This window comes from Afipia massiliensis, from assembly GCF_001006325.2.
Lineage (GTDB): Bacteria > Pseudomonadota > Alphaproteobacteria > Rhizobiales > Xanthobacteraceae > Afipia > Afipia massiliensis_A.
Genome location: NZ_LBIA02000001.1, coordinates 2263031 through 2275162 on the forward strand (window position 1 = coordinate 2263031; position 12132 = coordinate 2275162).

General features: G+C 61.7%; 13 protein-coding genes. 8 read left to right on the plus strand and 5 right to left on the minus strand.

The genetic code is table 11. The annotated features are described in order from the left end of the window. On the plus strand, positions 1-969 hold the full coding sequence (locus tag YH63_RS10795) for a DUF3592 domain-containing protein (RefSeq protein ID WP_046827609.1): 969 nt from the start codon (positions 1-3) through the stop codon (positions 967-969). Here the strand turns inward: YH63_RS10795 and YH63_RS10800 are convergent. Further along, on the minus strand, positions 966-1775 hold the full coding sequence (locus tag YH63_RS10800) for an N-formylglutamate amidohydrolase (protein WP_046827608.1): 810 nt from the start codon (positions 1773-1775) through the stop codon (positions 966-968). The genes YH63_RS10795 and YH63_RS10800 overlap by 4 nt on opposite strands. Before the next feature lie 111 nt (positions 1776-1886). Here YH63_RS10800 and YH63_RS10805 point away from each other — a divergent pair, with 111 nt between their 5' ends. The 3 genes from YH63_RS10805 to YH63_RS10815 are packed head-to-tail and all read left to right on the plus strand — an operon-like array spanning position 1887 to position 4030. Continuing rightward, entirely contained in the window at positions 1887-2777 is an 891-nt protein-coding gene (locus YH63_RS10805; protein WP_046829592.1) for a transglutaminase family protein, read from the plus strand. A 33-nt stretch (positions 2778-2810) separates the two neighbouring features. Then, positions 2811-3641, plus strand: a complete 831-nt coding sequence (locus YH63_RS10810; protein ID WP_046827607.1) for a transglutaminase-like domain-containing protein — start codon at positions 2811-2813, stop codon at positions 3639-3641. Continuing rightward, on the plus strand, positions 3638-4030 hold the full coding sequence (locus YH63_RS10815; RefSeq protein ID WP_046827606.1) for a gamma-glutamylcyclotransferase family protein: 393 nt from the start codon (positions 3638-3640) through the stop codon (positions 4028-4030). Before YH63_RS10810 ends, YH63_RS10815 begins: the two co-directional genes overlap by 4 nt. 52 nt (positions 4031-4082) lie before the next feature. Here the strand turns inward: YH63_RS10815 and YH63_RS10820 are convergent, their stop codons facing one another. The 3 genes from YH63_RS10820 to YH63_RS10830 form a co-directional block, all read right to left on the minus strand. Beyond that, the gene (locus YH63_RS10820; RefSeq protein ID WP_246658041.1) at positions 4083-4295 is read right to left on the minus strand and encodes a BrnA antitoxin family protein; all 213 of its coding nucleotides are present in this window, start codon (positions 4293-4295) and stop codon (positions 4083-4085) included. Positions 4296-4341: 46 nt separating this feature from the next. After that, the gene (locus tag YH63_RS10825; protein WP_046827604.1) at positions 4342-4671 is read right to left on the minus strand and encodes a BrnT family toxin; all 330 of its coding nucleotides are present in this window, start codon (positions 4669-4671) and stop codon (positions 4342-4344) included. 143 nt (positions 4672-4814) lie between these two features. Further along, positions 4815-5438: a cysteine hydrolase family protein gene (locus tag YH63_RS10830; protein ID WP_046827603.1), complete on the minus strand. Its 624-nt coding sequence runs from the start codon at positions 5436-5438 to the stop codon at positions 4815-4817. A gap of 159 nt (positions 5439-5597) precedes the next feature. Between YH63_RS10830 and dnaG the strand changes: the two genes are divergently transcribed. From dnaG to YH63_RS10845, 3 genes are all read left to right on the plus strand, one after another. Further along, a complete protein-coding gene (dnaG, locus tag YH63_RS10835; RefSeq protein WP_046827602.1) occupies positions 5598-7622 on the plus strand; it encodes a DNA primase in 2025 nt (674 codons plus the stop codon). 390 nt (positions 7623-8012) lie between these two features. Then, positions 8013-10151, plus strand: a complete 2139-nt coding sequence (gene rpoD / locus YH63_RS10840) for an RNA polymerase sigma factor RpoD (protein ID WP_046827601.1) — start codon at positions 8013-8015, stop codon at positions 10149-10151. A gap of 115 nt (positions 10152-10266) precedes the next feature. Continuing rightward, the gene (locus YH63_RS10845; RefSeq protein ID WP_046827600.1) at positions 10267-10677 is read left to right on the plus strand and encodes a DUF4345 domain-containing protein; all 411 of its coding nucleotides are present in this window, start codon (positions 10267-10269) and stop codon (positions 10675-10677) included. 21 nt (positions 10678-10698) lie between these two features. Here YH63_RS10845 and YH63_RS10850 read toward each other — a convergent pair whose 3' ends face one another. Beyond that, positions 10699-11151: a DUF6647 family protein gene (locus YH63_RS10850; RefSeq protein WP_046827599.1), complete on the minus strand. Its 453-nt coding sequence runs from the start codon at positions 11149-11151 to the stop codon at positions 10699-10701. A gap of 216 nt (positions 11152-11367) precedes the next feature. Here YH63_RS10850 and YH63_RS10855 point away from each other — a divergent pair, with 216 nt between their 5' ends. After that, the gene (locus tag YH63_RS10855) at positions 11368-12048 is read left to right on the plus strand and encodes a TetR/AcrR family transcriptional regulator (RefSeq protein ID WP_083992582.1); all 681 of its coding nucleotides are present in this window, start codon (positions 11368-11370) and stop codon (positions 12046-12048) included. Positions 12049-12132: the final 84 nt, after the last annotated feature.

The following is a 12132-nucleotide window of genomic DNA, read 5'->3' on the forward strand; positions in this document are numbered from 1 at the left end:
ATGCTGCCGGATATTCCGTGGTTTGTGTATGCGATGTTGCTGGCGCCGGTCGGCCTCATCGTGTTTGCCGCGGGCTATAAATATCTGGAGGTCCGCGCCGCGAGCGACTGGCCCAGCACGCCGGGCAAGGTCGTCATCTCGAAACCCGAGACGAGACAGGTCAAGGTGATCGACAGCGACCGCGCGAGAGGCCATCGCTTCGAGGAGCGCAATTTCGCCAACGTCACTTACGAATATTCGATTGCCGGACAGGTCTATCGCTGCAACCGCGTCACCATCGGTGAGGACCGCGGAAACTTCGAGGTCGCGGAAACCATCGCGCGCTATCCGGTCGGCAAGCCGGTGACCGTCTTCTACAATCCGAACAAACGGAGCGAGGCCGTTCTGGAGCGCGACATGCCGCAAGGCATGTGGGGCTGCATCGGCTGGATGGTGGCGATCGCGGTCGCGCTGGTGTTCGGCTCCGCGATCGGTTTCCACAAGCTGACCGATTTCGTTTCCTCCATGCCGGTTGCCAATGCGCCGATGACGGTGGCGCTCGGGGCGTTCGGGGCTGTTGCGGCGCTGATTGCCCTCGCCATCCAGCGGCATGCGCGTCAGGCCCGGCACTGGCCGGTGACCAGGGGCACGATTGCGACATCGGGGCTTGAAAGGTTCCGAAGCGCGGCGACCGATACAAGCCGCGGGCAGATCAGGTTCAAGGCGCGGATCAGCTACACCTACAGCTTTAACGGCGTGAACTACACGGGCACGGTGGCGTCCCTCGGCGGCGAGGTGTCATCGACATCCGATCGCGCGGTGCAGCGTTGGGTGAAGCGCTATCACGATGGCCAGTCGGTGGATGTCTATGTCAACCCCGCCAATCCCTCGGAGTCGGTGCTGGAGCCGCGCGCGAAAGGAATCTGGGTTGTCTGGGCGATCGTTGCCGTGCTTTGGGCGCTGGCCGCCTTTGTCGCAACAAGAGGTTAAGCCGGCATCAGCTTCTTCGCGTGCAGCGTCTCCTCGATCTCGCGCAACAGACGCGCCAGCCGCTCCGCCCATTGATGCTGGCCGGACTGGTCGCCGATCAGGTCCTGACGAATCTCGACGCCGGTGTTCATCAGGCCGCGCCGCTCGCCGTGAACCGGGATGGTGTAGTCGGTGGCGTCGCTGACCGCATAGGGCTCGTTGTCGCCGACCACGAGATCGCCTTCGTGGCGCAGCAGGTCGCGCAAAAGATGCGGCAGCCGGTCGTCGCGATTGTACAACGTGCCGATGTGCCAGGGCCGCGCGATGCCGGCATAGACCGGCGTGAAGGAATGCAGCGACACCAGAATGGTCGGCAGCCCCTGCGTCTTGCGCGCATCCAGCGCCTGCGCGATCCGCGCATGGTAGGGCGCGAACACCGCCTGCCGGCGCGCGGTGACCTGTTCGTGGTTGAGCCCGCCATTGCCGGGAATTTCCGTCGCTTCGCTGATCAGAGGGATCGAGCCCGGGCTGTCGAACGGCCGGTTGCAGTCGATCACGAGGCGCGAGTAGCGCTGCGCAATCAGGTGAGCGTCCATCTCTCTCGCAAGCCAGGTCGCGACCTCGGCGATGCCGATGTCCCAGGCGATGTGCCGCTCCAGCTCGCCGGCATGCACGCCGAGATCGCCGAGCGCCCGCGGGATCAGCCGGCCGTAATGGTCGCAGGTGAAGACGAACGGCGAGCGGCTGCCCGCATTTTCCTCGAGAACGGGGGGAACTTCGTCGTCCTCAAGGAGTCGTCGTGTGTCGCTCGTTTCGTGCACGGTCATCCGTCGATCATTGCCTAACGCTGAAGCATCCAAGCCCAACAATGAGCCGGAAGTGCAGCAAGATAGCATGTACGATTTGAACACATGAATATAGCCGCCGCGAACGCCACGATGCCCCTGCTGACGATTCATCACAAGACCGAGTATCGCTATGACCGCCCGGTGGCGTTCGGCGAGCATCGGATCATGCTGCGCCCGCGCGACGGCCACGATATCCGTGTGCTGTCGGAGAGGCTCGACATCTCGCCGCAGCCATCCTCGCTGCGCCGCATTCACGATGTGTTCGGCAACAGCGTCGCCATCGCCGATTTCGACATCGAGTCGGACCGGCTGGTGTTCGATTCGACCGTCACCGTCGAGCATTATCCGCTCGAGAACATCGACCTGACCCCCGACGATGAGGCCTATTACTACCCGTTCTTCTACAACCAGGATGAATTTACGGATCTGACGCCATCGATGACGCCGCAATACAGCGATCCCGATGGCGCGCTGGCGGCATGGGCGCGGCAGTTTCTCAGCGAAGGGCGCCGGACAAGGACGCTGGATCTGCTGGTCGGCATGACTCATGGCGTGCGCCAGTCGTTCGGCTATCGCAGGCGCTACGAGCGCGGCACGCAGCATCCGCTCGATACACTCAGCATCGGCTCGGGCACCTGCCGCGATTTCGCGCTGTTCATGATGGAGGCGCTGCGCCGCCTCGGCATCGCGGCGCGTTTCGTCAGCGGTTACATCTTCATTCCCGGCGACGAGGCGCATGGTTATGTCGGCGGCGGTTCGACCCATGCCTGGGTGCGGGCCTATCTGCCGGGCGCGGGCTGGATCGAGTTCGATCCCACCAACGGCATTGTCGGCAGCCGCGATCTCATTCGCGTCGCGGTCGCGCGCGATCCGCATCAGGCCATCCCGTTGTACGGCACTTACGTGGGACCCGCCGACGCCCATCTCGGTATGGATGTCACCATCCATGTCCTTTCCGTCGGCGAAGATATGAAGGACTAGTATGAGGCGAACTTCGAATTCAGGACACTAGACATGCTGATCCGGGTCGGTTTCGAAATTTCCTATGGCGCGGTGGCAGAGACGCCGATGGTGGTCATGCTGCGGATTCATCCCTCGCGCGTGAAGGACATTGTCGGCGAGGAGACCATCGTCACCGAGCCGGATGTTCGCATCCGCTACTATCACGACACGTTCGGCAATATTTGCGGACGCCTTGTTGCGCCGCCGGGCGGCATCACGTTTCGCGGCGATGCGCTGGTGCGCGATACCGGCCTGTCCGATGCGATCGTGCCCGAGGCGCAGCAGTTGCCGATCGAGCAGTTGCCCGACGAGGTGCTGCTTTATCTGATGGCGAGCCGCTATTGCGAGACCGATCGCCTCACGGACTTCGCCTGGTCGCAGTTCGGCAATACGCCGCCCGGATGGGAGCGCGTGCAGGCGATCAATGCGTGGGTGCACAATCATGTGCGGTTCGACTACCAGCAGGCGCGTCCGACCAAATCGGCCTTCGATGTGTTTCAGGAGCAGCAGGGCGTCTGCCGCGACTTTGCGCATCTGGCGCTGACGCTGTGCCGCTGCATGAACATTCCGGCGCGTTACGTCACCGGCTACATGGGCGACATCGGCATTCCCTATGATCCGGCGCCGATGGATCTGTCGGGCTGGTACGAAGTCTATCTCTCGGGTAAGTGGTACACATTCGATGCGCGCCACAACAAACCGCGCATCGGCCGCATCCTGATGGGCACCGGCCGCGACGCGGCCGATGTCGCGCTATCGACCAACTTCGGGCCGATGGTGCTGAACAAGTTCGTCATCATCAGTGACGAGGTCACTGAAGCAAAGGCGAGCTCATCGCGATGACCGAGCGTCTGTTTGTCTATGGCACGCTGAAGCGTGGCTCCCGGCATCCGTTTGCGGAGCAATTGGCGGCCAAGGCCAGCCATCTCGGCGAAGCGCGCTATAACGGCCGGCTTTACCGCGTCGCGCATTATCCCGGCGCGGTCGCATCCAGCCTGCCGGGCGAGTGGGTGCAGGGCGACGTCTATGCCCTGCAGGATGCCGGTCTCCTGAAAGCGCTGGACAGGTATGAGGGCTGCGGCCCTGACGATCCAAAGCCGACGCAGTATCTGCGGCTGCTTCAGACTGTGAAGCTGTCCGATGGCACGGCCGTCGAAGCGTGGGTCTATGTTTACAACAGGCCGGTCGAGAAGCTCGAGCGGATCATGTCGGGCAGCTTCGACGAGGCGTAGCCGCAGGTAAGTGATTTCGCGGCGCGCGCCTTTCTTGGCGTTGATTTTAGAATCAGGCTCGCTTTTTAGGCTTGGCCTTCTGCTGCATGTAAGAACGCAGAACGGCATTCATGCGGCCCTGATAACCCTCACCTTCGCCTTTAAAATAATCGAGCACGTCTTCATCGATCCGAATGGAGATAGCCTTTTTCTTGGCAGGAATAACAAGCTCGGCTTTTGACCAGTCGATATCCTTGAACTCTGCCCAATCGGGATCGTTCGCCATAGCGGCGTTGATCTTCCGATCGGTGAGCTTGCCAACGCGGGACCAGTCAGTCTTTCCCTTTCGCCGGTCGCCCGATTGACGTGTGACGATATGATTCTTTTTCATTCTTTCTCGCGGAGCGCGCTGAGATGATCCGGATGATGTCATTTCGTCGTGTGAAGATAACGGCAATGACATGATCGTTGGACTTCCCAATCGCGACCCAGCGCTCCTCAAGGTTGCGATCTGACCGATACAAAAGAATCGGGCCATCAAAGACTTCGACTGCATCGTCGAAATCGATGCCGTGCTTTTCTATGTTCCGATGATTCTTGTCGTCATCCCATTCAAATGAGCTAGCTGCGATAAAGGTGAGTTCCGGGCCGTTGTCCGCCATTCTCTGGTATCCCTATTGAATCTAGTTCGCTCCATCGGCGTCTCCTATTTGGCGGCCACAATTGGCCATACACATGTATATACAGGTATTGCTTGCAGTTGTCTAGATGGTTGACGGCATTTTAGGGTGATGCCCGTTGCGAACTATGCCACCGCCTGCGCCGTCGCCGTCAGCGCCGCAGTGTCCTTCACGACAATCGCAAAGCGATCTGCCAGTTCGGACAGTGCCACGCGGTGCACGACGCTGGCCGGGATCGTGCCGCCGAGCGGATCGGGCAGGTCGCGCGTCGCGGTCGCGTTGGCGACGATGGTGGTGCGGTACTTCAGATCCGTCGCGGCGCGCGCGGTGGCGCTGACGCACATATGGGTCATGAAACCGGCGAGGATCAGTTCGGAGCGGCCGGTGCTTTTCACCAGTGCGTCGAGATCGGTGCCTGCGAAGGCGTTCGGCAGGGTCTTGCGCACCACCACTTCGCCGGCAGCCGGCGTCAGCAGTTGCACGATCGGCGCGGTCGGCCCGTCCTCGGCGAACAGCGGGCGGCCCGATGGCGCGTGCTGCACGATATGGAACACCGGAACGCCCTGCGCGCGCGCCAGCTTCAGCAGTTTGGCGGCTTCCACGATGGCGGCGTCGACGCCGTCCAGCGGCAGGCTGCCCTTGGTGTATTCAACCTGGGCGTCGATGATGACGAGGGCGGATTTGTCGAGCGCGCTCGGATGCAGCGGCGCGCCGGCGATCTGGAGCAGGGATTTCGGGGCAGGGGCCATTTTTCTTGCTTTCGTTGAGGAAAAGGACGACTTCGAAAGGGTGCCGGACAATAAGGCTTGTGGTCAGTGGGGACAATCCGGCGGGGATTGGGCCAAACGCCACGCGGTCTTATATGGATGATCGGTTGGCAACCCCCGAGTCCCGAACCTTCAAGGCTCATGCGTTTTACGCCTCAATTTCTCGACGAACTGCGCGCCCGGCTTCCGGTTTCGGAAGTCGTGGGCAAGCGCGTGAAGTTGAAGCGGGCGGGCAAGGAGTGGAAGGGGCTGTCGCCGTTCCATCAGGAGAAGACGCCGTCCTTCACGGTCAACGACCAGAAGGGTTTTTACCACGACTTCTCCAGCAACAAGCACGGCGACATCATCTCCTTCGTGATGGAAACCGAAGGCGTCGGTTTCCCCGAAGCGGTCGAGCGCCTCGCGTCGATGGCGGGGATGTCACTGCCTGCGGTGACGCCCGACGCTGCGCGGCAGGAGCAGCGCCGCAAGACGCTGCACGACGTGATGGACCTCGCCGCGAAATTCTTCGCCGACACGCTGGCGTCGCGTAACGGCGCCAAGGCGCGCGGCTATCTCGGCGACCGCGCCATTTCGCCGGCGACGCAATTGCAGTTTCGTCTGGGTTACGCGCCCGCAGAGCGGTTCGCGCTGAAGGAGCATCTGGGCGGCCTCGGCATTCCGGTTCCGGACATGGTCGAGGCGGGACTTCTGATCGGCGGCGACGACATTCCGGTGCCGTATGACCGTTTTCGCGATCGCGTGATGTTTCCGATCACCGACGCCCGCAATCGCGTCATCGCCTTCGGCGGACGTGCGTTAGAGAAGGACGTGCCCGCGAAGTATCTCAATTCGCCGGAAACGCCGTTGTTTCACAAGGGCGACAATCTCTACAACCTCGCCACCGCGCGGCAGGCCGCGCATGAAGGCGCGCCCCTCATTGCAGTGGAAGGTTATGTCGACGTGATCGCGATGGTCAGCGTCGGGTTCAACGCCAGCGTCGCGCCGCTCGGCACCGCGCTGACCGAGAACCAGCTCACACTGCTGTGGAAGATGGCGGACGAGCCGATCCTGTGCTTCGACGGCGACGGCGCCGGCCAGCGCGCGGCGTTTCGCGCAGCCGATCTGGCGATGCCGCATCTCAAGCCGGGAAAAAGTCTGCGCGTCGCGCTGCTGCCGGAAGGGCAGGACCCTGACGATCTGGCGCGCTCCGGCGGACGCGGCGCGATCGAGGAAGTGATCGCGCAGGCAAAGCCGCTGGCGGAGATCGTGTGGTCGCGCGAGATCGAAGGCGGCAGCTTTGCCACGCCCGAACGCCGTGCGGCGCTGGAAGCACGCATCAACGAACTCACCAACGGCATCCGCGACGAAGTGGTGCGGCGTTATTACCGGCAGGATTTTTCCGAGCGGCTGCGCAATGCCTTCGCGCCTCAATCCGGCTACCGCGACGGTCCGCGCGGCGGCGGATTCCGGGGACAAAATCAGGGCGGGTTTGGCCGCGAATCAGGGCCGCGTTTTCAGCAACGCCCCCCATTTGCCCCCGGTGGAACCGGGCGGAACGACGGCCGGGGTGGCCTATCCACAGGTCCGCGCACCATCAACCGCTCGCCCTATCAGGTCGCCAGCCCACAGATGGCAGGCTCGTCGATCATGCGCGGCCAGCGCAGTTCCCTGTCCCGGCGGGAGGCTTTGATCCTGCTGTCGCTGATCAATCACCCTTGGCTTTTGCACGATCATCTCGAGGAAGTTGCCGCCTTGGAGCTGGCCCATCCGGAGGCCCACAAACTGCGGGCCGGGATCATCGGCGCGTTCTCAAATTATTCGCACACCGACGATCCGGCGGCGGAAAGTGCGCGGCTGCGGGCGAGTTTGGATCGGGCGGGATATTCCGAGCAAATTCAAAAGGTTGAGCGATCGCTCACAACCAAGAACGTGTGGGGGGCCCAGCCGGGCGCCGCGGAGGAGGATGTTCTGGCCACCTGGCACCAGCTCGTTGCCTTGCATCGCCAATGGCACTCCTTACTTAGAGAACTCAAGGATGCCGAACTGGCGCTTGGGCAAGACAGCAGCGAGAGAAACCTTTCCTGGCTGCGCGATGTGAAAGCCCGGCTTGCCGAAGTGGACGGCCTTGAGGCGCTGATCGAGGGTTTCGGCGAATCGTCGGGCCGGTTCCAGCGCAGGAGTTGACGAAACCGCCGCGATGGGCCTTTAAAGCCTCCGCCAAGGCCTTAAAAAGACTCGCCAAACCGGGTTTTTACCCGCAAAAACAGGGTTAATCGAAGCTTAACGGCCTTCGGCCATACCTACACCTTCGGCCCGGGTGGTGCCCTCAAAAGCGCCGCCCTTTCCGCATCGCAGTGATCCGGTTCTGACATTCGTATCCGACCCTTCGCGGGCACTCTTACGAATGTCAGAACCAAAGGATCACTAGAATCTTAATTTGCTAGTGTCCTTCGTATCCGACGTTCGTACAGAGAGCTCCGCAGAGTGAAACGAACGTCGGATACGGGACACTAGCGGTTTCAAATTCCACGCGGGCCACCGGCCCACGTCGTGAGCGTGTTTCAGGAGCAGTGAATGGCCATCAAGGCAAAGACGGCAGCGATCAAAGACACCGCCAAGGATCAGAAGGCCGCCGACACGCCTGAGAAGGACGGAGCAGACGCACCGTCTCCGTTGCTCGATCTGTCCGACGCCGCCGTCAAGAAGATGATCAAGCAGGCCAAGAAGCGCGGCTTCGTGACCTTCGATCAGCTTAACGAAGTGCTGCCCTCCGACACCACCTCGCCCGAACAGATCGAAGACATCATGGCGATGCTCTCCGACATGGGCATCAACGTGTCCGAGTCCGACGACGCGAACGACGAAGACGAAGAGAAGCAGGAAGAGGAAGCCGACGAGACCGACAACGAACTCGTCGAAGTCACCTCAAAGGCCGTCACCGAAACCAAGAAGTCCGAGCCGGGCGAGCGCACCGACGATCCCGTGCGCATGTACCTGCGCGAGATGGGCACCGTCGAACTGCTGTCGCGCGAGGGCGAAATCGCCATCGCCAAGCGCATCGAGGCCGGCCGCGAGGCGATGATCGCGGGCCTCTGCGAAAGCCCGCTGACCTTCCAGGCCATCATCATCTGGCGCGACGAACTCAACGAAGGAAAGATCTTCCTTCGCGACATTATCGATCTCGAAGCGACCTACGCAGGCCCCGACGCCAAGAACAACATGAACCCGGCGATGATCGCCGGTCCCGTCGGCCCCGACGGCCAGCCGACCAGCGCCATCATCAACGCCGACGGCACCGTTCAGGTGATGCCCGCGCAGGCCGCCGCCGCGCCGGCCGCGCCTCCGTCGCCGACGCCGTTCCGCCCCGCAGGCGACACTGCCGGCAAGGCGCCCGGCGAAGCCGCCGCCGAAGCGGACATGGACGAGGACGACGAGTTCGAGAACCAGATGTCGCTCGCGGCCATCGAGGCCGAACTGAAGCCGAAGGTGGTCGAGACCTTCGACAAGATCGCCAGCGAGTACAAGAAGCTGCGCCGTCTTCAGGAGCAGGACATCCAGAACCAGCTCCAGAACGAGACGCTCTCGCCGGCCCAGGAACGCAAGTACAAGAAGCTGAAGGACGAAATCGTCGTCGAGGTGAAGTCGCTGCGGCTTAACCAGGCGCGTATCGATTCGCTGGTCGAGCAGCTTTACGACATCAACAAGCGGCTGGTGTCGTTCGAGGGCCGTCTGTTCCGTCTCGGCGACAGCCACGGCGTCGGCCGCGAAGACTTCCTGCGCAACTATCAGGGCTCGGAGCTTGATCCGCGCTGGCTCAACCGCGTCTCGAAACTCGCCGCCAAGGGCTGGAAGAATTTCGTCGCGGTCGAGAAGGACCGCATCAAGGAACTGCGCCACGAGATCCAGCAGCTCGCGGGCCTCACCGGCCTCGAGATCGGCGAATTCCGCAAGATCGTCCACGGCGTGCAGAAGGGCGAGCGCGAAGCCCGTCAGGCCAAGAAGGAAATGGTCGAGGCCAACCTGCGTCTCGTGATTTCCATCGCCAAGAAATACACCAACCGCGGCCTGCAGTTCCTCGATCTCATTCAGGAAGGCAACATCGGCCTGATGAAGGCGGTCGATAAATTCGAATACCGCCGCGGCTACAAGTTCTCGACCTACGCGACGTGGTGGATCCGTCAGGCCATCACCCGCTCGATCGCCGACCAGGCGCGCACCATTCGTATTCCGGTGCACATGATCGAGACCATCAACAAGATCGTGCGCACCTCGCGCCAGATGCTGAACGAGATCGGCCGCGAGCCGACCCCGGAAGAACTCGCCGAAAAGCTCGGCATGCCGCTGGAGAAGGTGCGCAAGGTTCTCAAGATCGCCAAGGAGCCGCTCTCGCTCGAAACCCCGGTGGGCGACGAGGAAGATTCGCATCTCGGCGATTTCATCGAGGACAAGAATGCGGTGCTGCCGATCGACGCGGCCATCCAGAGCAATCTGCGCGAGACCACGACCCGCGTGCTGGCCTCATTGACGCCGCGCGAGGAGCGCGTGCTGCGCATGCGCTTCGGCATCGGCATGAACACCGACCACACGCTGGAAGAAGTCGGCCAGCAGTTCTCGGTGACCCGCGAACGCATTCGTCAGATCGAGGCGAAGGCACTGCGCAAGCTGAAGCATCCGTCGCGGTCACGGAAGCTGCGGAGCTTCCTTGATAACTGACGATCAACCAGTCGATCGTCCTTTGAGCAATTTGGACCCGGTGCGTGCGCGCGCCGGGTTTTTTTATGCGTTTGATCAGGCTTTTCTCAACCCGATTTGAAAAGGAGATATTTCCATGAGCGCCAGCGATCCGATGTTGCTCAGTCAGCGTATTGCCCAAGTCTGTTTGTTTCTGGCAGGCGCCATCGCCGTCTTCGGCGGCACGTTGCAGATGTATCTCGGGCAGCCGGAAACCTCGCCGCGGCTCGACAATGTGCATCGCTTCATGGGCGGGATTTATCTGATGTCGGGTGTGGTCGGCCTGTGGGCCGCGGCGACCATCCGCCAGCACAACGCGCTGGTCTTCCTGCTCGCGCTCACCGTGCTTGTGGGCGGCATCGGCCGGGTGATCTCGATCAGCAAGGTCGGCTTGCCCGAACCGTCAGCGGTCTGGCTCGGTTATCTCGTTCCCGAGCTGGTCCTTCCGTGGATCATCATCGCGGCCCAGATCGTCACCAACCGCGCCATCAGCGGGGCACCGAACTGATAGCGATCTTCCTTTTGTTGCCTAGTATCCGCACGCGGTGCTGACTTTCAGCGTGAACTTGTCGAGATCGAAAGCCTGCTCCAGATTGCTCCCGAATAGTCCCAGCCATTTGTCCTGCGCCCGATAGGCAAGTTCCTCACGCGCCGCCGGACATTCGTATTTCAGGCGGCCGATGTTCTGCAGGTGATGCACCATTTCATGCACCAGCACAGACAGGTCGGCCGGCGCGGCGCTGGTCCACGAGACCGGAAGATAGATGGTCTGGGTCGCGTCGTCGTAGACCGCAACCGTCGCGCGCGAATTGCCTTCGGCATTGCCGGCGATGTCGTGTTGCTGCCACGCGGCGAAGGCCTGATAGCGAATGGCGTTAATCTTCGCGGGCGAAACAAGCTCGACCTTCGGCGGTTCATGCGTCGCCGGAAGATCGAAGTTCACCGACAGCCACATCGCGATTGCGGTCAATAGGGCGGTCATGATGACACTCCTGTCTGCGGTTCTGTCGCCGTGTTTTCAGCGCTGAAGCCGGACCGGAGCGCGACGTGCGGATTGCTTCACGCGCGCTCCGTCCTTTTCGCGTTAAGGGCGATTTACGCTTTTAGGTGATGCTGTTTCTTGTTCGAATGAGCTTTATGCAGGAGCCATGGCAGAGTACAGTCACTCGCCGGTATACTTCCGCTTGCGGAACGCAACATGGTCAGATCGCACATGGTCAGATCGTCTGCCGAGACCAAGGCCAGAATTGTGAAGGCGGCCTACGCATTGTTCTGGCGCCACGGCTTTGTGAGAGCTTCGCTCGACGATATTGCCGAACATGCAAACGTCACCAAGCGCACGCTCTACCAGCATTTCCGCAGCAAGGATGATCTGATGGCCGTTGTGCTTGCGGAGGCAAGCGCGCTCGGAGTGGAGCGGGTGCGGCGATATTTCGAGGGGCCGCCGGAAAGCGCGGATGCGATTATCGATGCGATGTTCGCCGAGCTGATCGAATGGGCATCGCGGCCGCATTGGGCCGGCACCGGCTTCACGCGCGTCGCATTCGAACTTGCCGATCTTCCCGGTCATCCCGCGCGCGCGATCGCCAGGCATCACAAGACCTCGATGGAATCGTTATGTGCCGACTTGTTCGACAGGGCCGGGCTCGCGTCGCCCCTTGAACGGGCGCGTCAGGTGATGCTGGTGTGGGAAGGCGCGGTCACCCTGATGCTGGTTCACGGTGACCGCAGTTATGTCGAAGCCGCTGCGAAGGCTGCAAAGCAGTTTATCGACGTCCCGCGCGAGCGCCCGGCATCGATTCCATCCCGCAGGAATTCAGGCGGCAATTCCCGCAAGCACAACGCTGCCGGTGGAATCAAGGCGGCTTCCTCACGGTGATCGAATCGACTGCTCCGGCCGGTGTAGATTAGCGCGGCGCATGGATTCGATGCTGTTTCGTTTAAAAGCGTAAGAACTAAGGCG